This window comes from Gymnodinialimonas sp. 57CJ19 (genome assembly GCF_038396845.1).
GTDB lineage: Bacteria > Pseudomonadota > Alphaproteobacteria > Rhodobacterales > Rhodobacteraceae > Gymnodinialimonas.
On sequence record NZ_CP151587.1, the window covers coordinates 2,540,756 to 2,566,037 of the forward strand.

29 protein-coding genes are annotated in these 25,282 nt (G+C 61.3%); 9 read left to right on the forward strand and 20 right to left on the reverse strand.

All coding sequences use genetic code 11. The features are described 5' to 3' along the window. Positions 1-49 precede the first annotated feature (49 nt). Both AADW23_RS12485 and AADW23_RS12490 read right to left on the reverse strand, forming a co-directional pair. Positions 50-736, reverse strand: a complete 687-nt coding sequence (locus AADW23_RS12485) for an FCD domain-containing protein (RefSeq protein WP_341861269.1) — start codon at positions 734-736, stop codon at positions 50-52. 123 nt (positions 737-859) lie between these two features. Beyond that, positions 860-1,042 carry a hypothetical protein gene (locus tag AADW23_RS12490; protein ID WP_341861270.1) on the reverse strand — a complete coding sequence of 61 codons (183 nt, stop codon included), beginning with the start codon at positions 1,040-1,042 and terminating at the stop codon, positions 860-862. 8 nt (positions 1,043-1,050) lie between these two features. Between AADW23_RS12490 and AADW23_RS12495 the strand changes: the two genes are divergently transcribed. Then, positions 1,051-1,335 carry a hypothetical protein gene (locus AADW23_RS12495; RefSeq protein WP_341861271.1) on the forward strand — a complete coding sequence of 95 codons (285 nt, stop codon included), beginning with the start codon at positions 1,051-1,053 and terminating at the stop codon, positions 1,333-1,335. Beyond that, positions 1,328-2,059, forward strand: coding sequence for an Ldh family oxidoreductase (locus tag AADW23_RS12500; protein WP_341861272.1), 732 nt, complete (start codon positions 1,328-1,330; stop codon positions 2,057-2,059). The genes AADW23_RS12495 and AADW23_RS12500 overlap by 8 nt, the downstream gene beginning before the upstream one ends. 16 nt (positions 2,060-2,075) lie before the next feature. Here AADW23_RS12500 and AADW23_RS12505 read toward each other — a convergent pair whose 3' ends face one another. The 9 genes from AADW23_RS12505 to AADW23_RS12545 all read right to left on the reverse strand — a co-directional run bounded on the left by AADW23_RS12505 (position 2,076) and on the right by AADW23_RS12545 (position 7,394). Beyond that, positions 2,076-2,540, reverse strand: coding sequence for a hypothetical protein (locus AADW23_RS12505; RefSeq protein WP_341861273.1), 465 nt, complete (start codon positions 2,538-2,540; stop codon positions 2,076-2,078). 76 nt (positions 2,541-2,616) lie between these two features. Continuing rightward, positions 2,617-3,261, reverse strand: coding sequence for a tripartite tricarboxylate transporter substrate-binding protein (locus AADW23_RS12510; protein ID WP_341861274.1), 645 nt, complete (start codon positions 3,259-3,261; stop codon positions 2,617-2,619). 58 nt (positions 3,262-3,319) lie between these two features. Continuing rightward, positions 3,320-4,546: a tripartite tricarboxylate transporter permease gene (locus tag AADW23_RS12515; protein ID WP_341861275.1), complete on the reverse strand. Its 1,227-nt coding sequence runs from the start codon at positions 4,544-4,546 to the stop codon at positions 3,320-3,322. A gap of 207 nt (positions 4,547-4,753) precedes the next feature. Next, positions 4,754-4,903: a hypothetical protein gene (locus AADW23_RS12520; RefSeq protein ID WP_341861276.1), complete on the reverse strand. Its 150-nt coding sequence runs from the start codon at positions 4,901-4,903 to the stop codon at positions 4,754-4,756. Beyond that, positions 4,900-5,148, reverse strand: a complete 249-nt coding sequence (locus AADW23_RS12525; protein WP_341861277.1) for a hypothetical protein — start codon at positions 5,146-5,148, stop codon at positions 4,900-4,902. Before AADW23_RS12525 ends, AADW23_RS12520 begins: the two co-directional genes overlap by 4 nt. A gap of 31 nt (positions 5,149-5,179) precedes the next feature. Then, a complete protein-coding gene (gene dctP / locus AADW23_RS12530; RefSeq protein ID WP_341861278.1) occupies positions 5,180-5,863 on the reverse strand; it encodes a TRAP transporter substrate-binding protein DctP in 684 nt (227 codons plus the stop codon). 37 nt (positions 5,864-5,900) lie between these two features. Continuing rightward, positions 5,901-6,056, reverse strand: coding sequence for a hypothetical protein (locus AADW23_RS12535; protein ID WP_341861279.1), 156 nt, complete (start codon positions 6,054-6,056; stop codon positions 5,901-5,903). 16 nt (positions 6,057-6,072) lie between these two features. After that, entirely contained in the window at positions 6,073-6,735 is a 663-nt protein-coding gene (locus AADW23_RS12540) for an AEC family transporter (RefSeq protein WP_341861280.1), read from the reverse strand. 302 nt (positions 6,736-7,037) lie between these two features. Beyond that, positions 7,038-7,394: an OsmC family protein gene (locus AADW23_RS12545; protein WP_341861281.1), complete on the reverse strand. Its 357-nt coding sequence runs from the start codon at positions 7,392-7,394 to the stop codon at positions 7,038-7,040. Positions 7,395-7,885: 491 nt separating this feature from the next. On the opposite strand from AADW23_RS12545, the gene AADW23_RS12550 reads away from it, so the two are divergent. Continuing rightward, positions 7,886-8,905, forward strand: coding sequence for a Gfo/Idh/MocA family oxidoreductase (locus AADW23_RS12550; protein WP_341861282.1), 1,020 nt, complete (start codon positions 7,886-7,888; stop codon positions 8,903-8,905). A 63-nt stretch (positions 8,906-8,968) separates the two neighbouring features. On the opposite strand, the gene AADW23_RS12555 is transcribed toward AADW23_RS12550, so the two are convergent. The 7 genes from AADW23_RS12555 to AADW23_RS12585 form a co-directional block, all read right to left on the reverse strand. Further along, entirely contained in the window at positions 8,969-9,883 is a 915-nt protein-coding gene (locus AADW23_RS12555; RefSeq protein ID WP_341861283.1) for a LysR family transcriptional regulator, read from the reverse strand. A gap of 101 nt (positions 9,884-9,984) precedes the next feature. Continuing rightward, entirely contained in the window at positions 9,985-10,938 is a 954-nt protein-coding gene (locus AADW23_RS12560) for a p-hydroxyphenylacetate 3-hydroxylase reductase component (protein WP_341861284.1), read from the reverse strand. Positions 10,939-11,070: 132 nt separating this feature from the next. Further along, the gene (ugpC, locus tag AADW23_RS12565) at positions 11,071-12,132 is read right to left on the reverse strand and encodes a sn-glycerol-3-phosphate ABC transporter ATP-binding protein UgpC (RefSeq protein WP_341861285.1); all 1,062 of its coding nucleotides are present in this window, start codon (positions 12,130-12,132) and stop codon (positions 11,071-11,073) included. After that, a complete protein-coding gene (argH, locus tag AADW23_RS12570) occupies positions 12,129-13,619 on the reverse strand; it encodes an argininosuccinate lyase (protein WP_341861286.1) in 1,491 nt (496 codons plus the stop codon). Before argH ends, ugpC begins: the two co-directional genes overlap by 4 nt. Continuing rightward, positions 13,616-14,503 carry a carbohydrate ABC transporter permease gene (locus AADW23_RS12575; RefSeq protein WP_341861287.1) on the reverse strand — a complete coding sequence of 296 codons (888 nt, stop codon included), beginning with the start codon at positions 14,501-14,503 and terminating at the stop codon, positions 13,616-13,618. Before AADW23_RS12575 ends, argH begins: the two co-directional genes overlap by 4 nt. Positions 14,504-14,506: 3 nt before the next feature. Continuing rightward, positions 14,507-15,457, reverse strand: a complete 951-nt coding sequence (locus AADW23_RS12580; protein ID WP_341861288.1) for a sugar ABC transporter permease — start codon at positions 15,455-15,457, stop codon at positions 14,507-14,509. A gap of 91 nt (positions 15,458-15,548) precedes the next feature. Beyond that, a complete protein-coding gene (locus AADW23_RS12585) occupies positions 15,549-16,811 on the reverse strand; it encodes an extracellular solute-binding protein (RefSeq protein WP_341861289.1) in 1,263 nt (420 codons plus the stop codon). Positions 16,812-16,930: 119 nt separating this feature from the next. On the opposite strand from AADW23_RS12585, the gene AADW23_RS12590 reads away from it, so the two are divergent. Next, positions 16,931-18,100 carry an ROK family transcriptional regulator gene (locus AADW23_RS12590; RefSeq protein WP_341861290.1) on the forward strand — a complete coding sequence of 390 codons (1,170 nt, stop codon included), beginning with the start codon at positions 16,931-16,933 and terminating at the stop codon, positions 18,098-18,100. A gap of 12 nt (positions 18,101-18,112) precedes the next feature. Beyond that, complete coding sequence (locus AADW23_RS12595; protein ID WP_341861291.1) at positions 18,113-20,422, forward strand: PIG-L family deacetylase; 2,310 nt, start codon at positions 18,113-18,115, stop codon at positions 20,420-20,422. A gap of 9 nt (positions 20,423-20,431) precedes the next feature. Here AADW23_RS12595 and paaG read toward each other — a convergent pair whose 3' ends face one another. Both paaG and AADW23_RS12605 read right to left on the reverse strand, forming a co-directional pair. Next, positions 20,432-21,214 carry a 2-(1,2-epoxy-1,2-dihydrophenyl)acetyl-CoA isomerase PaaG gene (gene paaG, locus AADW23_RS12600; RefSeq protein WP_341861292.1) on the reverse strand — a complete coding sequence of 261 codons (783 nt, stop codon included), beginning with the start codon at positions 21,212-21,214 and terminating at the stop codon, positions 20,432-20,434. A 74-nt stretch (positions 21,215-21,288) separates the two neighbouring features. Next, positions 21,289-21,771, reverse strand: coding sequence for a MarR family transcriptional regulator (locus AADW23_RS12605; RefSeq protein WP_341861293.1), 483 nt, complete (start codon positions 21,769-21,771; stop codon positions 21,289-21,291). Positions 21,772-21,919: 148 nt separating this feature from the next. Between AADW23_RS12605 and AADW23_RS12610 the strand changes: the two genes are divergently transcribed. Genes AADW23_RS12610 through AADW23_RS12625 form a run of 4 tightly spaced genes read left to right on the forward strand, consistent with a single transcriptional unit; the run spans position 21,920 to position 25,208 of the window. Further along, a complete protein-coding gene (locus AADW23_RS12610; protein WP_341861294.1) occupies positions 21,920-22,387 on the forward strand; it encodes a DUF4863 family protein in 468 nt (155 codons plus the stop codon). A 33-nt stretch (positions 22,388-22,420) separates the two neighbouring features. Then, the gene (locus tag AADW23_RS12615; protein WP_341861295.1) at positions 22,421-23,956 is read left to right on the forward strand and encodes a benzoate-CoA ligase family protein; all 1,536 of its coding nucleotides are present in this window, start codon (positions 22,421-22,423) and stop codon (positions 23,954-23,956) included. Continuing rightward, positions 23,953-24,768: an alpha/beta hydrolase gene (locus AADW23_RS12620; RefSeq protein WP_341861296.1), complete on the forward strand. Its 816-nt coding sequence runs from the start codon at positions 23,953-23,955 to the stop codon at positions 24,766-24,768. Before AADW23_RS12615 ends, AADW23_RS12620 begins: the two co-directional genes overlap by 4 nt. 2 nt (positions 24,769-24,770) lie before the next feature. Continuing rightward, positions 24,771-25,208 carry a DUF309 domain-containing protein gene (locus AADW23_RS12625; protein WP_341861297.1) on the forward strand — a complete coding sequence of 146 codons (438 nt, stop codon included), beginning with the start codon at positions 24,771-24,773 and terminating at the stop codon, positions 25,206-25,208. Positions 25,209-25,282: the final 74 nt, after the last annotated feature.

The window sequence follows — 25,282 nt, forward strand, 5'->3', positions numbered from 1 at the left end:
GCCAAACAAGACCTCCTGTTAAGGGGTATGTGAAGTTCTAATCCCGCTGCTATTCCTCGTAGCTTTGAGTCAGGACCGCGCGTGTTGCATGCAGGTGGGCGGCCATGGCCTTCGCGGCGGCCGCCCCGTCGCGCGTGGTTAACGCGGCGACGATTGCATCGTGTTCGTCAAACGAATGGTAATCCCGCTCGGGCTGCTGGTCGGCAGGGGCAAGCCTGCGCCAAACCACCACTTGGCGCACTCCGTTGAGGATATCGAAAAGCGCCAGAAGCATCGTGTTGCCCGAGGCGGCGGCGATCAGGCTGTGAAAGTCGTGGTCGAGCTTTTCATAGGCGGCCCAAGTGGGTGCACCACGCATGGCATCGGACATTTCCTGCAATGAACGCAATTGCTTAGGTGTCGCGTGAAGGGCTGCCAAGCGGGCGAGGGCGGGCTCTAGCACAACGCGGGCGTCCAACGCATCGACGGGGCCCGTGGTCTCTGACAGTGCACCGATGGTGGCGTCAATCCCCATGGCGCTGCGCGGTGGTGGCGGGGTTCTGGCAAGGAACGTGCCGCGCCCGACGTGGCGCTCCAGCAGGCCTTCGGATTCCAGCACCAGCAGAGCATTGCGCAGTTCGGCCCGGCTCAGGCCCAAGGCTTCCGACAGGCGTCTTTCCGGCGGCAGGCGTGCGCCCCGCGCCATATCTGATGTCGCGATCCAGCGCCGCAGGCGTGTCAGGTTTCTGTCTTGCATTGGTTGTCCAATTTACCCGCCAGATTTCGGTGCGATATACGGGATTTCGCTCGAAACTTTATTGTTTATGGTCATTATCTAACGGGGAGAGTGTCACAAATGGCGTTAATTGGTCAACCAAATCTACCGCAGAGCCGTATTCGCCGAGACCTGATCGCGGGGCGACATATGGGCGACGGTTTCTCCGGTCTCAATGAAAGTCCGCGTGACATCACGGGCGGCGTAGATCCACAGGATTGTCAGGGGGCCAACGCCGATGTTGCGAAAGTAGTGGGGCACGTCGGCGGGCACGAAGCTGGTGTCCATGGGCCCCAGTGAGTGACATCGCCGCGCACCATTGCCTCGGCATGGCCCGCCAAGGTCGTTACCTGCTCGGCACAGTTGTGCGTATGCAGCGGCGCGGCGGCACCCGCAGGGAAAACGGTCGTGCCGGCGGTGAAGGGGGTGGCATCGGCCACGGATTTGCCCACCATCAAGCGCGTTTTCACCCCGTCGCCTCGGGCGAACGGCGTGATGTCCCCGCAGATGATGATCGTGCCGGCTTCCGGAGGGTATCCCATATCCCGTTCCTTTTGTTCAAAGAGGTTTCCAATGTCTGATCTTGTTTCTCAAAGCGATCTTGTGGCCTTCATCGCCCGGTGTCTGGCGTTTTGTGGGATGCCCGTGCAAGAGAATATGATCGGCCTCTATCTGGCGGTGGGTTCGGCCAATCATATGCCGCCTTGGGGCGGGACGGATATGTTGCTGTCGACCAATCCGATTGCCGTGGCGCTGCCCTCCAAGGATTACCCGCCGATCGTGCTGGATATGGCCACGACGGTTGCGGCATACGGCAAGGTCAAGACCGCCGCGCAACGGGGCGAGCAGATGCCCGAGGGCTGGATGGTGGACCGTAACGGTGATCCGCTGACCGATCCCACCCGCGCGGGCGAAGGCTTCTTGCTGCCCATCGGCGGGCCCAACGGATATGGGCTGTCGCTGGTGTTCGGCATCCTTGCGGGCGTTCTGAACGGGGCCGCCTTTGGGCGCGATGTGGTGGATTTCAACGCCGACGCCACAAGCGTTACGAACACCGGTCAAATGATCCTTGCCCTCGATATCGCGGCCTTTGCCGACCCCGATGTCTTCCGGGCCGAGATTGATGACGTGTGGCGGCAGATGAAATCCTCGGCCAAGATGCCCGGCGTGGACGAGATCCGCCTGCCGGGGGAGAGGATGGACCGCGTGCGGCTGGAACGATCCACCAAGGGCATTCCGCTGTCGGACGCCTTGCGCGTACAACTGGCGGCGCTGGCCGAGGAATTGGTCGTGGCAGCGCTGTAACGCGCCGCCTCGGAACCTACGAGACACGGCGTGTCGGGTCGCGAAAGCGGGCGGGCAGGGGGTGGCGCGTGATCTGCGCGCCAAGGCTCAGCGGCATATCAAGGCCCATCATCCGCAAGGCGTACCAATAACCGACCGAGGTGGACGAGATCACCGGTTTACCCAAGCGATCCTCTAGATCATCGACAATGTCGGCGATCCCAAGGGCCCCGCCCACATGAAGGATGGTATCGACCTCGTCCGTGTTCACCTTGTCAAAGGCGGCGTGGATCGCATTCATCGTCACGTCAATGATCCGGTCCGAGGTTTTGACGTGGAGCCAAGCGGTCTCGGGCACCGTATCCTGGACCGAGATATCAAACCGATAGGTCTGATTGCTGACCCCGTCGGGGCGGAGCATCTCATGCTCGGGCTGCATGTTTGAATTTTGCTGCGGGATCATCAGTGCCAGGACGCCAAGGGGTCCAAATCTGTCAGACAAGGCTGATCTCCGGTCCATATTCAGCGGGGGAAGGGCGAGGGCACCCCAACGGCCACCCCCGCCCGATGTTACTGCATTATTGCGCTGCCAGTTGGTTCACCAGCGCCTCGTAGGCGACGCTTTGGTCAGCACGCATGGCCTCGTATTCGTCACCGGTGATGATATAGATGTTCTCGCCCAGACGGCCCATCATGGGGGTTAAGGTGGTGCCTTCGCCAAGGGTCTCAAACGCCTCGCCCAGAGTTGCCAAGGCATCTTCTGGCGTGTCGGCGGGGGTTTCACGGGATGCGGCAATCAGGTCGTCCATGGTCTCATAAGGGCTGTCGGCGTTCACGGCCACGGCGATCGGCGCGTAATTGACCCGTGCCACGGTCACGAAATCTTCGGCCGGGTTGTGGGGCAGGTTCTCGACGTGCTTTTGCAGCATGTCGATATAGTTGTGCGTGAATAAAAGCGTGTAGCCATCGGCGGGGGCGTTGGCGACTTCTTGAGTGCCAAGCTGACCGCCGGCGCCGGGGGTCAGGCGCACGATCACAGCCTGTTCCAGATAGGTCGGAATGATCGAGGTGATGACCCGTGCGTTCAAGTCAGGGGATCCACCAGCGCCCAATGAGATGACCATCGTGATGGGGCGTTCGGGGTACTCGGATTGGGCCATGGCGCCGGTCGCGGCGACGGCGGCTCCGGTAACGGCCAAGGCTGCTGCACAGTTCTTCATCATGTCTTTTCTCCCTGGGTTTGATGGTGGAAAGCGGCGCCCTCCTGCGCCGCGTCCCGTACTATGTGGTTGGTGTCGTTGTGGATTTGGTTGTGGGTTTGCCGTAAAGGCGCTTCCACAAAAGGTATCCGGCGAAAGGCGTGGCCAGCAGGATCAGCATCGCCCCGATGCGTTCGGTCACGAAGAAGCCAAGGGCATCGCCGTTGGACATGGCGACGGTCTGGCCAAAGGCGTAATCCATTGCTGGCCCAAGGATGAAGCCCACCACCATTGCCACCAGGATCGCGAAAACCGTGGCGCCTTGCCGTTTAAACAACTCCGGTCCCGGACGCAGGCCCTGGGCCACGAAAGCACCCAGCAGAATGGCCGTGACGTTGTCGCCAGGAATGCCAAGGGTCAGCAAGGGCACCAGCGTGGGGCCGTTCACGGCGTTGTTGGCGGCTTCTGCGGCCGCGACGCCTTCAAGCTCGCCCTCGCCAAAGGTCTCTGGGTGGTCGGATGCGTTCTTGGCCGCCAAATAGCCCATCATCGCGGCCACGATTTTGCCCAGACCGGGGATGATCCCGATGCCTGTCCCGATCAGGGTAGAGCGGCCAATGGTCCGGGCGCAGCGGCGGAACTCGTGCAGTTTCAGGCGTTCTCCCATCAGGGCGGCGAGCTTGCGGCCCTTCTCGTTGCGGATCACGATGGAGGCGACCTCAGGAATGGCGAAGACGCCGATCAGCACGGGCAGAAGCGGAATGCCCGAGCGCAGGTCAAGCAGCCCGAAAGCAAAGCGCTCCACGCCGCCCAATGGATCTGTCCCGATGAACGACAGCCACAGGCCGAACATCATCATCACCAAGCCTTTGACCGGGTTCGCGGCAGAGGTGGCGGCGATAATCACAAGGCTCATCAGCCGCACGGCGAACAGTTCTGGCGGGCCGAACTGCATCACCAGGAAGGGGATGGGGAAAATCATCATGATGGTGAAGATGTCGAAGAACGTATCGCCCGAAGCGGACGCAAACAGCGCCATATCAAGGGCTTTGCGCGACCTGCCCTGTTGGGTCAGCTTATAGCCATCCCTTGACGTCGCCACCGCCGCGCCCGTACCGGGCATCGACAGCAAGATCGCCGGAACACTGCCGCCGAAGATGCCTCCCTTGTAGATACCAAGCAGGAAGCGGATGCCCACGCGCGGGTCCATGAAGAACGAGATCGGCAGCAGGATCGCCATGGCCATCAGGGTGGTGAAGCCGGGCAAGGAGCCGACAAGCATCCCGGCAAACAGGCCAATGGCAACCATGGTTTGTCCAGCCGCATGGTATGCCGAACCCTTCGATAAACTGGTCTATCATTTAAGCCTCTACAGTCAGGGTCACGGGATGGGTCAAAACGGCAGAACGCGGGCGTAAAAGAGCTCGATCGCGATCAGTTCAGGAAGCGACACGGCCAGAAGGCGCGTGGCGGCAAGGTACAGGGCAATAGGGCCGATCAGGCTGACCAACACAATCTAGGTCGGGTTGCGGGCCTCCATCACCAGCGAAAGCAGCGCGATGGTCACAGCGGACGAAATCAGGATCCCGAAAGGGGCCATGGTCAGCGCGTATAGGGTGAGGATGCCAAACAGGATGAAGGATCGGGCCCATTCGGCGCGTCTCATCGGTGCGTCCTGCACCGCCCCTGGCCGCGTGCGATCAGCACCAGGGCGATCACGCAAAGCACCGCCAGAAGGGTGATCGTGATGGCGGGGAACATGCTTGGCGGGATCGCGGAAAGCGACCGTCCAAAAAGCGCCCGAGGTGCGGCGATGGGGGAACCCATGAACACAAGCGACAGGACAGAAGCCACCAGAAGGACGAGCGTCATCTGCGCTTCGGGTGTTCGGAGGATGGATTTGAAGGTCACGTCGCACCTCTTGTTGTGGGGGTTGGATGGGTCAAACGGCTTCTCCGCCTTGCGCCGAAGGCGCAGAATTGGCCATTTGTGATGTCGGCGCCGCGTCATCCCAAAGCCCCAGGAGCGCGGCGTCGTGTTGGGCGCGGGCGGTGTGCGGGGCGGCGGCGGCTTGCCCGGCGGCATGCTCGGCCGTGGTAAGATCCACGAGCGTCGCGCCTGCGTCTTGCCGTGCCTTGGCACACTCAGCGTCATCGCTTTGGGCAAGGGCGCGTTGGGCGGCGGTGGCCTCGGACGCGGCAAGGGTGATTGCGGCGCGGATGTCTTCGGGCGGGGTGGCGAGGCGGGCCTTGTTGAACACCAGCAAAGCAATGTCCATGAGGTGCGCCGTCAGGGTGATGATCGGCATAGGCCCGTGAAGGTTGAAATTGAACGTGTTGGTCAGCGGATTTTCCCGGGCGTCAACTTGGCCGCTGTTCACGGCCTCGGTCAGGTCTTTGGCGTCGATTACCTGTGGGTTGAAGCCTAGGGCGCGGAACACGCGCTGATGGTCGTCGTTGGGCAGGGTGCGCAGCACCAGTCCCTTGCAATCGGTGGGCGCGTGTAGGGGCGTTTGCGCCGTCGCCAATCCCCGCGCCCGGTCCGGGGCACTGAAGGGCATGTCAAACAGGGACAGCGGGGGGGACGCGGCCCGCAAGATAGCTGGAGGCGATGTAGCAGCCGTCAAAATCGCCCGCCTCTACCAAGCCAGGAAAATCCTTGGTCTAGATCTCTTCGGGGCCGACATTGGGGCGTACCACAACTTCTACACGCTCGCCCAATTGGCGGGTCATCGCGCCGCGAAACACCTCCATCCCCCGGGTATGAACCGAGCCGGGGCCTTGGTAGCCCGCAAGCGTTATGCGCAACGGCGCAGTCATTGGGACCGGTCCCCAATCATCGTGACCCCGCAATCGCCAGCGCCGCCCAAACGATGGCGGGCAAGCAAAGGAACGTAAGCACCGTAGAGACCACGATAGATCCCGCTACTCGGCGCGGATTGTGTTGATAGCGCTCGGCGTAGATGTAGTTCACGATCGCCGTGGGCATGGAGGCCAGAAGAAACACCGTTCCCGCCATGGCGCCGCTGAAATCCAGCAGCCAGATGACCAAAGCGGCCGAGGCAATTCCGATGGTTAACCGCCCGAAAGCGAAGGCGAGGGCAGGGCGCAGATAGGTGATTTGCAGACGCGATAGCGACGCGCCCAGAAGGACCAACATGGCGGGGATCATCATGCCGCCCAACATCTCGGTCGTGGTCAGAATGATCGTCGGCACCTCGATGCCCGCCCAGGTCACCGCCAGAACGGCCGCTACCGCGTAGAACAGCGGCTGGCGCATCAACACGCCCAGTTTCAGCGACCCGGCATAGATCGACATCCCGAAGCAATGCTGCACCAGGGCGACCACGAAGAAGTAGGCGATGCCCAGTTCCAGCCCTTCTTGCCCGAAGGCCAGAAACACCAGCGGCAGACCGAGGTTGCCCGAATTCGGCAACATCAGGGGCGGCAGGTAGCTGCGCACGGCGCCTTTGAACAGAAGCAGCAGCGCCAGGCCCATGCCGCCAGCCACCACAAGGCACAGCAGGGGCGGCGACCGACATCACTTGGATCGTGTCGGTGGGCACCTGAAGCGAGGCCAGCGTGTGAAAGATCAACGCCGGCGTCGCCACCAATATGATGAGAGAACTGAGCGTCCGCGTCTCCAACCCCACCTTGGAGCGGCCCATCGCAAATCCAATCAGCACGATGATGCAGATCGGGGCCATGACCTCGGTCATCTGGCTTAGCATGGCGTCGCACTCCGATCAGAGAGGGATTGAGCCATTGGGGGCAAGGGGGGCGCAACAGGACGGGCACGGCTCAGATCGCGATCCCGTTGAGCATCCAGTTCTCGGTCACGATCGTGCCCGATTCCTGAAGCATCTTGGACACGGCGCAATGGTCGCGCAGCATCTCGGTCACTTTGATTGCGCCTTCGCGGGGGCCGTCAAATTCGGCTGTGATGTGTAGAATGCAGGATGGGAACGGCACATCAATGGGGTTGATCAAGCGGGTGCCGTGGCTGTCCATCGTCACGTCAATCTTGATATCCATCGAGGTGAGGGTGATGCCGTTGGCGGCGGCCAGATTGTTGGCGATCACGTGGGTACATCCCACCAGCCCCATGAAGACGTATTCGACGGGCATTGAGCCTTCATCGGTGCCGCCGCGCAGCACGGGCGCGTCGATTACGACGCTTTTGCCACGGGCCTCGGCTACCGACTGGGTGTTGGTGTTTTGGCGTCCGTTAACTGTGAACTTCCAGATAGGTTACTCTTTGACAGTCGACATCTGTCTCTGCCTCAATGGATATCGGCAAGGATCAGAGAGGGGCGGTAACGTCGGGATGGGGGCCGCGTGCATGGTCCTGTTTCCTCCCAATCATGCGCCGCTCCTCCCAAAGCTTGGCACGCTGTCCAAAAAACTTGCACAACCTGTCGCAGCAAAGGAATTTGTGTTTCTGCCCTTCTGACTTCAGGAAAGTTGATCCCTTGATCGCCCTTGTTTCGTTAGGGGGGGGCATCAAAGATCGTGGGGACCGGCATCAGTTTACATGATTTGGCGTGGCTATTTTCGTGTCGCTAATCTTGGACACGCACGCAGGCCGGGGTGGTTCGCATTCGTGAATTCATCCCGCCTGCAAGACGCATCATCCACGGGAGGATTATATGACCGACGCGCCGCAGACCTTCACCGTCGCCATTGCTGGATTCGGTTGGTGGGGCAAACATATCGCCACCCGACTGCACGACCACCCTTGGCTGCGGGTCGCGGGCGTGATCGAGCCTGCGACACAAAACCATGGCGCCATCACCGATATGGGCCTTCGCGTGTGGGAGGATTTCGAAACCCCTCTGGCCCTTGATGACATCGACGCGGTGATCCTGACGACGCCCAACCCCCTGCATGAGGCGCAGGTGTGCCAGGTGGCGGCGGCGGGCAAGCATGTGTTCTGCGAAAAGCCCATAGGTCTGACGGCCGATAGCGCGCGGCGCTCGGTTCAGGCCTGTCTGGATGCGGGCGTGCAATTGGGCATCGGCCATGAGCGCCGGTTTGAGCCCGCTATGCTGGCCCTGCGCGACACTCTGAATGCGAGCGATCTGGGTACGATCATGCACGCCGAGGCGGCCTTTAGCCACGATAAGCTGATCGGGGTGAAAGCCAATGATTGGCGCACCCGCAAAGAGGTCTCTCCGGCGGCGGGCATGACGGCGATGGGCATCCACCTGAGCGATCTGATGATCTCGTTTTTTGGGCCGGTACAGACTTTGCACGCCTTTACTGCGGACCGGTCCCTTGGGTGGGAAACGGGGGACGTGGTCACGGTGCAGATGAAATTTGAAGCGGGCATGACCGCCACGTTCAGCGCGGTTCTTCACACGCCGCATTTCATTCGGATGCATGTGTTTGGCACGCAGAAGTGGGTCGAAGTCCTGAACGACAGCCACCCCGATACGCCCGACGGCATCGTGCGCGTGCTGACCGGCACCTCGGGGCAGCCGGTAATGCAACAAAACTACGATTGGGCGGACGCCGTGACCACTAATCTGGAGGCCTTTGCAAACGCCGCGTTGGGCTGCGCCGAATATCCGTTCACGCCGCAAGAAATGATCCACAACATTCAGGTTCTCGAAGCCATCGTGCGGTCATCCGAGACGGGCAAGGCGGTTGATCTCTCCGACGTCTAAGCCCAGAGCCCGCGCGTGGCCGACCCCTGCGCGCGGGCTCTCTTACTGCCCGATGATCGCGGCTTAAGTCAGGTCGATCTCAAGGGCAGAGTTAAGTTCTTCCTGCAAGATATCCGCGAAGGCCTGCGCGGCCGTGCTGAGCGGGTTTTTCACCGGCTCGATCCGGGCATAGTCCACCGTCAGCGGCGGGTCAGCCAGTGGCGTGACCTGCCGGCGACCGCCATCCAGATCGGGCAGACACAGGATGCCTGGCAAAATCGTAACCCATTCGGAATGGGCGACTATCCCGAGCGTGCCGTGCATGGTGTCAAGCTCCAGGATATCGGCTACCTCGATCCCGTTCACCTTCATGTAATGCTCAATGTTCTGGCGGCGGGCGTTATTGCGCCCCGGCAGAACCAGCTTGAGCGGTGCCATCTCGCGAAGCTGCACCACGCCATTTTTCATCGGCAGTTCCCGATCCGCGCGACAGACCAGACATTCCTGATCTTGCCCCATCAGTTGCGTGCGCAGCACATCGCTCAACTCAAAGGAGGTCGGCACAACGGCAAAGTCCAATTGCCCCTCCTCCACTTCCTTGCTTAACGCGCTGGAATAGGCCTCGGATACTGACACGCGCACATTGGGGTATTCCTGCGCAAACCTCAGTACCACGGCGGTTAACACGGCGCGGGTAAAGGTCGGCATCAGTCCCACATGAACGTGGCCCACGACAGTTTTTGAAAGGGTTAGCAGACGGTCTTCGGCGCGGCGCGCGGCGGCCAGAACCTTCACCGCGTCCCCATAGAAGGCGCGACCCGCTTGCGTGGGCGTCACCCCCGAAGACGTTCGGGTGAACAGATTGATATCATAGCGCTTTTCAATCTGGCTGACATGCATCGACAGCCCCGATTGGGTCGCATTCACCTTTTCCGCCGCCGCAGAAAAGGAACCGCTTTCATACACGGCGGCAAAGTATTTGAGTTGTTGAAGCTTCATCGCCCTATCCGTTTTTCTGATGCAGAATAGGAGTTAATATCTGTGGATGTGAAGGGCGCATTATAACTATCTCAGGGAAGGCGAAACCGCTGCGTTCCCGGCTATTTTGCCGTCTGGGGCACGATCAACTGGCGCAGAACCTTGTTAAAGGTCTCTAATTCCGCATCGCTGACGCCTTGGAACGACTCTCTCTCGTGAGCTTTCACGATGTCCCAACAGGCGTCGGCTTTCGCGTGCCCCTCGGGTGTCAGAACGTAGCCGCCATCCTGCGCGGTCACCAACGCGCGATCAGTAAGGTTCACCAGTGCGGCTCTGGTTTCATCAATCGGCGCGTGGACGTGGGGAACGATGTCTTCGGGCGTCAGCCCCGGCACATCGTTCAGAGCCAGAATGCTGCGCGACTCGATCAGGCTAAGGCCAAGGGTCTCCAGTTTTGGCTGGTAACGGTCCTGATAGGCGCGGCTGGCGCGCATCATCATGAAGAACGTGTGGTTGCCCATGCGCCCGTCGTTGTCCTCGGGCAGTGGCGCTGCGTCCATCTGTGGGAAGGCGGACGGGTGGTCAAACACCATCGCATAAGAGCCGCGGTGGAAGCACAACGGCGGGCGGCCAAAGTCGTCAAACGCACGGACGCGCCCCACGAAAATCCAGTGATCTCCGCCATCCAACTTGGCGTAGGTTTCGCATTGGAAGCGTCCTGCGCAATTGGGAAAGATCGGCGCGCCGCCAAGGCCTGGCTCCCACGCCACTCCGGCGAACTTGTCTTCTTGCTGGCGGGCAAAGTGGTTCGACATGTCCATCTGGTCCGAGGCCAGAATGTTCACGGCGAAATGGTCGGCCTGCTCGAAAATCGCGCAGCTTGGGGTGCCTTTGATACTGCTCCAAAGGATCAGCGGCGGGTCCATGGACAGCGAGTTGAAGCTGCTCGCCGTGGCCCCCACGATCGTGCCGTCGGGCCCGCGTGCAGTGATGATCGTCACCCCAGTGGCAAAGTTGCCCAGAGCCCGGCGGAAAGCCTTCGGGTTGATCTGCGTCTCGTCTTGGGCGGTGTCCATGATGTGTCTTCCCTTGCGCGGTGGCCCCCCTTGGGCCTTCTCGTGTCGCCACAAGGGTGGATCAAGACAGGGCATCAGGAAAACCGAAGATTTCTGATGCAGGACATCGGTTTTCCTGATGGGGCACGCGGCCTAGCCGAGAGAGAGGCGCGTCCCGGTGTTCGCATCAAAGGGATGCGCGGTGTCCGCGCGGAACCCCAGCTGGATCGCATCGCCGGGCCGGGGTGGATTGCGGCCCGACGCGGTGGCGGTCAATTCGACCCCGTCCACATTCACATAGACCAGCGTTTCCGAGCCCAACGGCTCGGCCACGGTGACGGTGCCGGACAGGAATGTTTCCGCTTCGGCGGTCAGATCCTCGGGCCGCACGCCCAGTTGCAGAGTTTCCCCCGCGGGCACCGACAGGCCGGGCATGGCGATAGTGTGGCCGTTGTTTAGGGTCACGCCATCGCCCGTGCTGGTCACGGTCAGCAGGTTCATTGCCGGGGCACCGATGAACTGCGCGACAAAGGTATTGGCGGGCGCGTGATAGACCTCGGCCGGGGTGCCGATCTGTTGGATATGGCCGTCCTTCATGATCACGATCCGATCGGCCATGGTCATGGCTTCCACTTGGTCGTGGGTCACGAACACCATCATCCGCCCCATCTGAGCGTGGAGTTTCTTGATCTCCAACCGCATTTGGGTGCGCAACTGCGCATCGAGGTTCGATAGCGGCTCGTCGAAGAGGAACACCGCCGGGTCGCGCACCATCGCCCGCCCAATCGCCACCCGCTGGCGTTGGCCCCCCGAAAGCTGCGCGGGCTTGCGCTCCAACAGGTCCGTCATGCCCAAGATGTCGGCAACCTCTTCAATCCGCTTGGCTTTCTCGGGCTTGGACAGTTTGGAGGTCTTCAGTCCAAAGCCAATGTTCCGCCTCACGGACATATGCGGATAGATCGCGTAGTTCTGGAACACCATGGCGATGTTACGCTCTTTGGGTTCCAGATTGTTCACAACGCGCCCGGCAATCTCGATGGTCCCGGAGGAGACTTCTTCCAGCCCCGCGATCATCCGCAGGGTCGTGGATTTACCGCAGCCCGATGGCCCGACGAGGACCAGAAACTCACCGGGTTCAACGGTCAGATTGATCGCATGAAGGACCTCGGTGTCGCCGTATTTCTTAACAAGGTCGGTAAGGATCAATTCAGTCATTGCGGGTCTTTCAGAAGGGCGTTGAAGGCGGTGGAAAGGGAGGCGGAAGCGGAGGCGCGACGTTCAAGTCGTGCATGAAGATCGCTTTCTATGTCGTTGATTTTGTTTTGGTAGGTCGCGAATGCCGCGTCCAGCGCAGCAGGTGCGGGCCCGCCAGTCCGATCGCGCCGCGCAACAAAGCTCCGGGCGTCTACAGCGGCGCGGAATGCGGCCTCATCCAAGGTTGAGGCAGAGCCGATGGCGCTCTCGTAAGCCTGCGAGAAGGCGGTGTAACCGCCGCCGAGGGGCTGGTCTGCGGCGATGACCGCCTTGGCGGTTTTTGCGGCGATGTCATGGGCCTGGCGGAAGGTCAGCCCCTCTTCTCGCACCAAGGTATCGGCCAGCTCTGTGATGGTGATACAGGCCGCATCGGTGGTACGGGCCACGCGGTCGGCGTTGATTGAACAGGCAGGCAGGAATGCCGTCAACAGGTCCAACACACGGCCCGCATGATCGAAGGCACTGTATCCGGCTTGCTGCACCTCACCTTCGCTATCGTTCATGTCGGTAAACGGGGTGTTGTGCATCGTATTTACGATTGTATCGCACCGGCCTGCGGCGACAGAGGCAAGGTGGCGCATATGTTCAATCGGCACGGGATTGCGCTTTTGCGGCATGATCGAGCTGATCTGCACAAGGCTACGCGGCACATGCAACTGCCCCACCTCAAACGCCGTCCAGAACGCCATATCCTGCACCACACGGCCCAGATGGATCATCGCCAGCTTCAACGCAGAGTAGAGGCCGGTGACGTAATCCACCCCCGCGATACAACCGTAAGAGTTCACTCTAACCGCCTGAAATCCAAGCAATTCCGCCATACGCTCTCGATCGATCGGGAAGCCGGATGTGGTGATCGCGGCGGCCCCCATGGGGCTGTGGTCGACATGGAGGATTGCGGCCTCTAGCCGCTTTGCGTCGGCCAGAAGAACCTCGATCACGGCCGAAAGGTAATGGCCAAAGGTGGAAGGTTGTGCCGGTTGGCCATGGGTATAGGCGACAATCAGCGTGTCACGCTCAGATTTTGCTTTATTCACAAGGGCTTGCGCGAGAGTATTCATGCGCGAAAGGGCATCTTCCGCACGGTCGCGAAGGACCATTTTGAACATGGTGTGATCCATGTCGTTGCGTGATCGCGCCGTGTGCAATGCGCCACCCAAATCGCCAAGGCGCGCGCGCAGTTCCGATTCCACGAGGAAGAACCAATCCTCGTATTCTCCGGTGTATTCAACGGCTTGCCGGTCGACGTTCTTCTCAATATCAGCCAGCGCCTCGGCGATGGCTTCGCCATCTTCTCGCAGCAAAATCCCCGTCTCCACCAGCATCACCAGATGCGCTTGGTTGATCGCATCCATGGGGGAGGCGAAGTGGGTTTTTACCCCCTCGAACAGGGGCGCAAGGACCGTGTCGCGATAGGTGGGATCGGGGAAAGTTGTGGTGTCGGTCATCCTTTCAACCCCGCCATGACAACGCCGCGAATGATGAAGCGTTGGAAGATCAGGAAGAAGACCAGCGTGGGCAAGGTCGAGATTGCGGCGCCGGTCATGATCAACTCCCACGCCACGTCCGCCTCATCGCCGAAGGACGACAGGCCCACGGGTAGCGTATAGAGGTCGGGCGAGGTGGTGACGATCAAGGGCCAAAGGAAGGCGGTCCAATTGCCAAGGAAGATGAAAATCGCCAGCGCTGCCAATGCCGGGCGTACCATGGGCATGGCGACCTGCCACCAGATCTGGAACTCGTTCAGCCCGTCGATCCGTGCGGCCTCCAGGAAGTCGTCAGGCACCGTCTCAAAGAACTGTTTCATCAGGAACACGCCGAAGGCGGTCATCAGGCCGGGGAACATGATGCCCCAGTAGGTATCCAGCCAGCCAAGCGATTGGCTCATCATGTACCAGGGGATCACCAGCATCTCGGTTGGGATCATCAGGGTCGAGAGGATCGCGATGAAGACGATATAGCGGCCCCGGAATTTGAATTTGCAAAGGGTGTAGCCCACGAGGCTATCGAAGAAGAGCGCGGAAATGGTGGTGATTGCGGCGATAACGGTCGAGTTGATGAACCACCCAAAGAAGCGACCGTCCGCCAATACATAGGTGTAGTTCTCCAGCGTTGGCTCCTCGGGGATCAGGCCGATCTCATAGACCTCCCACGGCCATTTCATCGAAGTCGAGATCATGTATGCCAAGGGCATCACCATCAGGATGCCGCCGCCAAATAGCAAAACCCAGCGGATGAACTGCGCCGTATTGCGCCGTTTGGGCGGCGTGGGCGCCTTCAACAGGGCCTCGGAGGAGGCGCGGATTGTCAGGTCGTCGGTGGTGGTAGTCATGGATTAACGATCTTTCAAAAGGCGCAGTTGGATCAGGCTGACCACCAGCAAGATCACGAAGAGGACAACGGTCTGTGCCGCCGCATAGCCCATGTCGAAGCTGTCAAAGGCGGTTTGATAAATCATCAACACCAGCGGCTTGGTGGCGTTCAACGGCCCGCCAGGATTGGCGGTGGTCATGTTGAAGACGTGGTCGAAGATCCGCAGGAAGCCGATGGAGGACAGGACAACCACGAACACAATCGTGGGGCGCAGCAGCGGCAGGGTGATTTCCCAAAGCACCGTCCAGGTCGACACACCGTCGATCTTGGCTGCCTCGTAGAAAGATCGTGGTATGGCGCGAAGGCCGGCCATGAAGATGATGATCTGAAACCCAAGGCCGGCCCAGATGGCGGGCGCAAGGATCGAGGGCAGGGCGTTCGTGGTGCTGTCGAGGAAGTCGATCTGTGGGATGCCTATGGTCGCCAAAGCGTTGTTGAACAGGCCGATGGGCACATCTTGGTAGAACCAGCGCCAAACCCAGGCCATGGCCACGGCCGAGGTCATGAAAGGCACGAAGTACAGCGCCCGAATGGTGCCATGCATGAAGCGCACCTGGTCCAGATGATATGCCACGATAAAGGCCAGCACGAGGCTGATCGGCGTCCCCAATAGCAGATACATGAAGGTGTTGCGGAAGACCTGCCAAAACACCGGGTCGCTAAACAGTACCTGGTAGTTATCAAGCCCTGCCCATGTACGCTCGCCCAGAAGGTTCCATTCCTGAAACGACAAGACCATCGCGTTGGCCGTCGGGTAGAAGCGGATCACCACGTAGAAAAGGACCGGGATCGCCAGAAATGCCCACGCCCAGATCGTGCGTTTTTGGGTGATGGTCAGCCCGCCAAATGCTGGCGCGGGCTCGGCGGTGGCAGTCGCGCTGTTTGGGGCGTCGGAGGACGGATTTCGCGCCATATAGGGGCCTCGGGAGGAAGTTTTTTGCAGGAGAGGGTGGTGGATGGCACCGGGCGACAGACGCGCCCGGTGCCTTTGTCAATTGGGCGGATTACTCTCCGTGGAAGTCATCCAGGATCGCTTGTTCGGCCTCTGCAGCGATGGTCAGGCTTTCGCCGGGGTCCATGTCTTGCAGCTGCACCCGCTCGACCATGTCCACAAGGACTTGGCGTTGTGCGGATTCGTCGGCGAAGATCGTGGTGTGGGCGTATTCCAAGCCGCGGATGAAGGGGCCAAACACCGGATCATTGGCGTTCTCATCGGTCATGCCCACGGCCGAGCGGGCAGGCAATTCGCCAACCGTTTCAAGCCAGATCTCCATCGCCTCGGGCGACGTGATGTATTCCATGAACAGCACAGAGGCGTCGTATTCCGGGCCTTCCGCCGACGAGGTGATCGCGTTCACCCAATAGGAGGAATAGTTCGACCGCACACCTTCTTCATTGGCGGGCAGCTCGGTCACACCCCACCGCAGACCGCGTTCGCCTTCCAGCGCACCGATGCGGAAAGACCCGTCGATGTGGAATGCTGCACGGCCCGACCGGAAGGCGGCCTGAGGCTCGTCCATGAAGCCCGACTGGGTGACGCCCTGCTCCTCCAGCCCAAGGTAGAAATCAAGCGCGGCGCGCCCGGCCTCGGTGTCGTAGTTCACGTTGCGATAGCCGTCGGTGTAGGGCTCGCCGCCCATTTGACGGATCAGAACTTCGCGGAACCAATGGTGGTCCTGGGCGGTCATGCCGGTGGTGAAACCCACTTGCGTGATGTTGCCCGCGCCATCGCGCTCGGTGGTCGCGGCGGCGGCGGCGACGAGTTCTTCCAGCGTGGTGGGAACGTCGACACCGGCGGCTTCCAGAAGGCGTTCGTTATAGAACAACGCAAGCGAGCGAACGGCGGTGGGCAGGGCGAAATATTGACCGTCACGCTCCATCGCCTGGACCATGGGGAAGAACTCTGCCTCCACCATCTCGGGCGAGAATGTATCGGTGGGAAGGGGCTGGATCAGGCCCGCATCAATATAATCGTTAAGCCAGCCGTAGAAGAGCTGCACTACATCCGGACCTTCGCCCGATGGCACCGCCACGGCAGTGCGGGTGCGGTAATCGGCGTAGGGGAAATGGGTCATCTCGACGTTGATATTGGGGTTCGCCGCTTCAAAGTTCTCGATCAGTTGATCCATCGCCGTGACGCGGGCTTCAAAGAAATACTGCCAGTATTCGATAGTGACTTGTTCTTGAGCCGTCGCGGCCCCTGCGGCCGTCAATGCGGCGGCGGAGGTGGCAAGAACGGCAAGCGTGTTCCGGGTTTTGCGAAGCATTGGAAACTCTCCCTGAGTGGCTGGTCTGGTCAGAGGCCCGACATCTGCGGACGGTGCCATTGAGAGAACGCTAGCGCAGGGGCGTTGAGTTATCAAGTGAGTTGAGTTATTCGATTCCCATGGCTTCCCATCTTTCTCCTCCCGGCTCCAATGCCGAACGCAGCAGGACCTACAATCGCGGGCTCGTGCTTGGCCATTTGCACCGTGAAGGTGAGGCAGGGCGGGCGGAAATTGCCCGCGCATCGGGTCTAAGCATTCAGGCCGTAAGCAATATCATCGCCGATTTACTCGACGAGGGATGGGTGGCGGAAACCGGCAAACGCGCGGGTCAGCGCGGCCTTCCTGCGGTTACTTATGCGATCCGCTGCGGGGCCCACACGGCCTTGGGGGTAGAGATTCGCCCCGACGCCGTCTTGGCCGCGTGGATTGATCTGGGCGGGCCGGTTTTGCACAAGGAACGCATCGCCTTGCCATCGGCACGGCCCGAAGATGTGCTGCCCGTAATCGCCGGCCTGCCGTCGTTGGGGGAAGTGGCCGGAGTGGACCACAAGACGGTGATTGGCGCGGGCGTCGTGATGCCCGGCCCCGTGGGGCAAACCGGCCTGTCAGACCGCGCCACGCAATTGCCCGGCTGGGGAAAGATCGCGGCAGGCCCGGTGCTGGCCGATGCCCTTGGGGTGGCGATCAAGCTGGAAAACGACGCCAATTCCGCGGCGATGGCCGAGCGTATTTTGGGCGCGGCGCAAGGGTATAACACCTTCGCTTGTCTCTACTTCGGCACTGGCCTTGGCCTTGGGATCGTAGATGGCGGTAAGGTTTATGAAGGCACCTTCGGCAACGCCGGAGAGATTGGCCACATCCCCGTCTTTTCCGACGGAGGCCGCTTTCCGTTGGAGGCGCTGGTCAGCCGCGTTTCGCTGGTGCGTGCCTTGGCGAGCGATGGTATTCGCGCCACCACCGTTGATGACCTGGCAGCGCAATTTGAGCGCCGTCCCAAGGCGTTGGAGGCTTGGTTGGACACCGCCGTCGCCGGGTTGGGTCAGGCGGTGCATTTGCTGGAAAACATGCTGGACCCCGAAACGATCGTGATAACCGGCGCCTTGCCCGCCACGCTGCTGGAGGAACTGGTGGCACGTGTGGAGCTGCCGGATCTGTCCGTCTCAAACCGTGCCGACCGCGTTGGCCCGCGCCTTGTGGCGGGGCAGGCGGGGCGCATGGCCGCGACCCTTGGGGCGGCGGCTCTGGTTGTGAATTCTGCTCTTTCCCCGCGTCTTGTGGACGCTCAATAGGACCATCTTCCCATGCCCAACACCACGCAATCCCGCATTCTGGCCGAGGCCAGCGCCCCCCTTATTGCCCGCGTTTGGCAGGCGATGGCGGGGCTGCGTTCTGTCGTGGGGGTCATGAATACCGGCGCCCATCCCGATGACGAGACCAGCGCCATGTTGGCGGCGTTGTGGCTGCGCGACGGGGTGAACCTGTCTTACGCCTGCTCCACCCGTGGCGAAGGCGGGCAGAACGACATCGGCACCGAAGCGGGCCCCGACCTTGGCGCTTTGCGCACGGCCGAGATGGAGCGGGCCTGCGATGTTCTGGATATGGTGATGTATTGGCATGGGCAAACGCCCGATGACACGATCACCGATTTCCGATTCTCGAAGTCCGGCACAGAGACGATGGCAATTTGGGGCCGCGAAAGGCTGATGGCCCGCTTCGTAGAGATCGTGCGGACAGAGCGCCCCGATATCTTGTGCCCCACCTTTCTGGACATCCCCGGCCAACACGGCCACCACCGTGCCATGACCGAAGCCGCTCACGCGGTGATCGCGCTGGCCGCTGATCCGGCGTTTCCCTGCGATTTGCCGGTGTGGCAGGTCTCAAAACTGTATCTCCCGGCGTGGTCCGGCGCGGGCGGAGCCTACGATGACGAGGTGCCGCCGCCGCCTGCCACCTTGACGGTCGCGGCGAAGGGCAGCGATCCTGTCTTGGGCATGAGCTACGAGCGGATCGGCCAATGGTCGCGCCAATTTCACCGCACCCAAGGCATGGGCCGTTGGATTGCCGCCGGCCAGGAGCGCGACTGGCCCCTGCATCTGGCCTATTCGGCCGTTGGCGACGACACTGGCGCGGTGACAGACAACCTGCCGCAAACGCTGGCAGATATCGGGCTGAGCGCGGCGCAGAAACGGATTGACGCGATGCTTGCGGCCTTCCCGGATTTCGCCGCCATGGCGCGGTTGGGGGCCGAGGCTTACGCCATGCTGGCCTCTGTCGAAGTAGCCGACGTGCATCGCCACCGCGTGAGCCGGAAACGCCAACAATTGGCGCGGCTCGTGCAGCTTGTGTCAGGCGTCAGCGTTCGCGCCACTCCCGCGCAGTCAGCCGTCGCGCCGGGCCACGATGTGGCGATCGAAACCGAGGTTGCCGCGGGCCGTGCCGAGGCTGTCGAAACCGCGCTTTTGCTTCCCGAGACGATGAGCGAGACACCGGACGGTGTGCATGTGAAGGCCGACGCCGCCCCTAGTGACCCTTACCCCGACACCTACGACCCGCTTTCGCCGCGCGCCCCCGCGATGCAGGTGTCGGCCCACGTATTGGGCGTGGAGATTCCAATGCGCGTCGCGCTGGAGCAACCGATCCTTGTGGTGCCCGATCCGCTGGCCAGCCTGTCGCGCACACGGGCCTTCTTGAATCTTTCGCAACCGGGCCGAGCAGTGCGCCTTTCCGTCGATGCGCCAGACGGCGCGTTCGATCTGCCGGACGGCTTTCAGCAGGCGTGGGGTGCCGATGGGGTAAGCATCACAGTACCCGACAACGCCGCGCCGGGCCTGCATGAACTGCCGGTGCTGATTAACGGCATACCCGCCCACTCCGCGCGCGTGCTCGACCACGAACATATCGCGCCGGTGGTCAGCCATAGTCCGGCTGTGTTGACCCTTCGGTTGGCCAACATTGCGCTGCCAAGAGGGCGCATCGCCTATATTGGCGCGGGCAATGACCGTATCGCCGATGCGCTGCGGGCCATTGGCGTCGATATCACCGATCTGTCTGACGCCGATCTGGCACGGACAGACCCTTTTGAGGGTTTTGATACCGTGCTGGTGGGCGTATTCGCCTATCGCTTCCGTCCGGCGTTGGCCCCGGTTGTGGCGCGTCTGAACGCTTGGGTGCGTGATACTGGCGGCACGTTGGTCACGCTCTATCACCGGCCTTGGGACGATTGGGACCCTGCCAACACGCCGCCCGCTCCGATTGAAATCGGGCAGCCGTCCCTGCGGTGGCGCATCACCGATGCAGCGGCGGCGGTCACGGTTATGCACCCCGATCACCCCGTTTTCACGGGCCCCAATCCTATCGGCCCCGACGATTGGGCGGGGTGGAAGAAGGAACGCGGGCTCTATTTCGCGAAATCTTGGTCCGACAGCTACACGCCGCTGTTGCGCATGGCCGACCCCGAGGAGCAGCCGCTGGATGGCGGCCTGTTGGTGGGGCAGATCGGACGCGGCTGCCATGCCCATGTGGCCCTGAACCTGCACCACCAGTTAGAGCATCTGGTGCCGGGCGCGTACCGCTTGATGGCCAATATCCTTGACCTGCGCGGCACGTCCTAGCCCCTGTCTTCAGCGTTGCCCCGTGAACTTCGGGTCGCGTTTATCCAGGAAGGCGGACACGCCTTCGGCATAGTCGGGATGTTCGCCGCACAGCTTCATCAGATCGGCCTCGAACTCCAAATGCGCGTCCAGCGAATTGGTTGCCGCCGCCGAGATCGCGTCCTTGGTGCGGGCGTAGCCAAATGTGGGCCCATGGGACAGCTTCTCGGCCAAGGCGCGGGCCTCATCCATCAGCGTGTCGTCGGGCAAGGCTTTCCAGATCAAGCCCCAATCGGCGGCCTGTGTGGCGCTGAGGGGCTCGGACGTCAGGGCCAGCCCCATGGCCCGCGCCCGCCCAAGGATCGAGGTCAAATGCCAGCTTCCGCCCGTGTCAGGGATCAAGCCAACCTTCGAGAATGATTGGATAAACTTCGCGCTTTCGCCTGCGAAAACGATATCACATGCCAGCGCCACACTGGACCCGGCCCCCGCCGCCACGCCATTCACGGCGCAGATCACGGGCATCTCCAGGGCTTGGATCTGGCGCACCAACGGCGCCCAGTAATTGCGCACCGTGGCGCCCAAATCAGGCGGCCCGTCCATCTTGCGTGGATCGCGGTCGCCCAGGTCTTGGCCCGCGCAGAAACCGCGGCCCGCGCCCGTCAACAGGACCGCGCGTTTACCCGCTGCGGCGACCAAAGCCTCGCGCAGGGCAAGGTGCATTTCGGTCGTGAAACTGTTGAGCCGGTCAGGCCGGTTCAAGGTAATTTCACACCATGTGTCGTGGTCGGTGACCAAAATGGGATCTGCCATGGGGTCTCTTTCGTAAATGATTTGTATACTTATCGCTTGCATGGCCGCGCCCAAGGTTCAAGGGACGCCGCCCCTTAAGCGGGCGGGGCGGATTTCCTCTTGGGCATCACCAAAGGCGCGCGGCTTTGGTCGTTGTGCAGGCGGGCAATCTTCTCGGCCAAGGCGGTGAATTGCGCCTGTTCATCGGCCGATAGCCCGTCGAGCACTTTGGACTGGGTCGCCTCGACCAAGGGGCGCATCCGCGCGACCATGGCCGTGCCTTCCGGTGTCAGCGCCAGTTGCTTTGCACGGCGGTCGGTCTCGCTTACCTTGCGTGCCACGAGGCCCTTTGCGGCCAGACGGTCAATCACGCCGCCGATGGTGGGGCGATCCAGCGCGATCAGGCCCGCCAGGGTCGCCTGGTCAATGCCGGGATGTTCCTCAAGGATCGCCAGCGCCGCGAACTGAGGTGAGGTCATGTCGATGCCCTCTGATCGCATCTGCTCGGAAAAGATCGAGACCGAAATCTGTTGCAGACGGCGGATCAAATGTCCGGGCATGGTGTAGATGGCGCTCATGGCGGGAACATACGGGCGGGGCGGGGATTGGCAAGTAGGCATTATGATGCACAATATTGCGCAAATCATGTTTTCCGCGCAATAAATTGCAAATGGACGAAATAGAACGTACGCTTACTAAAATTGATTCTTGGTTGGGAGGTGACTAATGTCGAAACAGGAATTCCAGAGCCTGATGACGCAAGTCGCGGAAAGTTTGGAGGGGCGTGCCGTGGACGCCGAGATGGAAGCACATCTCAACAGTACCTTTCCGGTGGACGGAGAGACCTTCGAGCGCCTCACCGCGCTTTGTGCCGAGGGCGAGGCAGAGGGCTGGCTGATGTCGCGCGAACACGGCGGGATCAAGTTTGGCCGGGCGATCAAGCCGGGGGAAGTGGCCGGTGGTTTCAGCGTCGATGTGGTCCGCATGAAAGACGTGAAGGGGCCGCATCACATCCATACCAAAGGGGAAATCGGGGCGATCATGCCCATCTCGGGCGCGCCGAAATTCGATGGGTTCGCGCCGGGGTGGTACGTCTACCCGCCGGGATCGGACCACAATCCGACCGTCACGGAAGGGGACGCCTATGTGCTGTACCTTCTGCCGGACGGGGCGATTGAATTCACCGGAAAATAGGCACCACATAATCGGCAGGGAGGAAGCCACATTATGACGGGAAATGCAGCTAACTGGTTCGTAGAGCGCCATGTGACCGAGGGGCGCGCCGATAAGATCGCGTTCCGCGAGGCATGGGACGGCGGGCGCGAGCTATCTTACGGCGCATTGGCGCAAAGCACGGGCCACGTGGCGGGCGCGTTGACCCGCGCCGGCATCCACCGAGAGGCCCGCGCGGCCATGTTCGTGCTGGACCAGATCGAGTTTCCCCAGATCTTCTGGGGCGCGTTGAAGGCCGGTGTATTGCCGGTGCCGCTGAACACGCTTTTGGCCACGGACGTTTACCGCTCGATCCTGAATGACAGCCGTGCGGCGATTGCCTTTGTCTCGGCAGAGCTGCTGGACGTGGTTCTGCCCGCCGCCAAGGACGCCCCCGATCTGCGCCAGATCGTGGTGATCGGTGGGGTGGCGCCTGAAGGCACGATCTCTTGGGACGCCTTCATGGCCGACGCGCCCGCGCAAGAGGCTGTTACCTGCTGCGCCGATGAAATCGCTTTCTGGCTCTATTCCTCTGGCTCCACCGGGGCCCCCAAGGGCGTGCGCCATGTCCACGGCTCGTTGCGGGTAACCTGCGACACCTTCGGCTGCGACGTGCTGGATATCCGCGAAGACGATGTGACTTTCTCGGCGGCAAAACTGTTCTTCGCCTATGGTCTTGGCAACGGCATGTCCTTCCCCATGTCGGTGGGCGCCACAAGCCTGCTGTTCAACGGCAGACCCACGCCCGACAGCGTCAGCCACATCCTGGGCACCTACAAACCCAGCATCTACTACGGTGTCCCCACATTGTTTGCCGCGATGTTGCACAAGTGGGAGGCCGAAAACGCGTCGCCGCAAGCGCCCCTGCGGATTTGCACCTCGGCGGGGGAGGCATTGCCCGCCGACATCGGGCGCAAGTGGAAGGCGCTTTGGGGTGTCGACATCATTGACGGTGTCGGCTCCACCGAGATGTTGCACATTTTCCTGTCGAACCGTCCGGGCGATGTGGAATATGGCACCTCGGGGACCGCAGTGCCGGGGTATGAGGTGCGCTTGGTCGAAGACGACGGCAGCGACGTCGCGCCGGGTGGTGTGGGTGAATTGCTGGTGCGCGGTGGATCATCTGCGGCTGACTACTGGAACCAACGCGGGAAATCCCAATCCACGTTCGAGGGGCAGTGGACACGCACCGGCGACAAATATGAACTGACCCAAGCGGGCCGCTACATTTATTGCGGGCGCACCGACGACATGTTCAAGGTGTCGGGCATTTGGGTCAGCCCGTTCGAGATTGAGCAAGCTCTGGTAGAGTTCCCCAGCATCCTGGAGGCCGCCGTGGTGGCCCATAAGGACGCGGATGATCTGGAAAAACCCAAAGCGTTCATTGTGTTGAAGGACGCGCAGTCGGCGTTCGATATGGACGAGTTAAAGGAATTCATCAAAGAGAAGATCGGGAAGTGGAAGTACCCCCGTTGGGTCGAAATCGTTGATGATCTGCCAAAAACCGCGACGGGCAAGATCCAGCGCTTCAAGCTGAGGTCTGTCGCATGAGCGCGCCTCGGACAGAAAAGGGTAGGCTTCAGGCAGCGGGCAAGGGTTTGGAGTACGCTTGCTGGGGGCCTGCGCCCTCGGACGCGCTGACGCTCGTGTTGTTGCACGAAGGGTTGGGGTGCACCGCTCTGTGGCGCGACTTTCCGCAACAGCTGTCAGAGGCGACAGGCCTTGGGGTGTTTGCCTATTCTCGGGCCGGATACGGCGGCTCGGACCCCGCCGATCTGCCGCGCCCGTTGGATTATATGACCCGCGAGGCGACGGATGTGTTGCCCGAGGTTCTGGACGCCGCAGGTATCCGCCGCGCCGTGTTGGTGGGCCATAGCGACGGGGCCACGATTGCCGCGATCTATGGCGGCAGCGTGCAAGATCACCGGGTGCGCGGGCTGGCGTTGATGGCCCCGCATTTCTTCACCGAAGACATGGGCCTGACCGAGATCGCCGCCGCCAAGGTGGCCTACGAGACAACCAATCTGCGCGACCGGATGGCGAAGTATCATGCCAACCCTGACAATGCGTTTCGCGGCTGGAACGACAGTTGGCTGCACCCTGATTTCAAGGCGTGGAACGTGTCTGAGGTCCTCGATTACATCCGCGTGCCGATCCTCGCCATTCAGGGCAAACAGGACCAATACGGCACCCTTGCGCAGATCGAAGAGATTGAAAATCGCAGCTATGCTCCGGTGGATACGCTTCTGCTGGATGATTGTCGCCATGCGCCGTTTCTGGAACAGCCTGAAGCGGTGCTCGCGGGCCTGACAGATTTCTGCGCCCGGCTGGAGCAGATCGAAGCGGCCCCCGTGGCGCAGTGATATTGCCCAAGGCTCTGACGCCGACCCACGCCTATGTTCCCGGCAAGACACCCCGCCATCCAGAGGGGTGTTTTGACCCGATCCGCGACACCGCGCGGCCCGGCATGACCGAACAGGAACTGGCCGAAAGTGCCGCGTTCCAAACCGGGGTGGCCTACCTGGAGCACGGTTATTTCTGGGAGGCCCATGAGCTTCTGGAACCGGTCTGGATGGTGCTTCCCGAAGGCAGCGATGCCCGCCTTATGGTGCAGGCCTTGATCCAATTGGCCAACGCCCACCTCAAGCAGAAGATGGACCGCCCGAAAGCAGCCTTGCGTCTTTGCGATATCGTGCACGCACTGCTTGGTCAGACGGACGGTGGGGCGATCATGACCTTTGACGTGGCGGCCCTTCTGGCGCGTGTCGATTCTCTAGCGGTGGAATTGCGGTATATGCATTAAAATGCATATTTCTGCTGCATAGAGCTTAATCTACTGTTTTTTATAGGTTAAATACCGGCTCTATCGTGCAATAA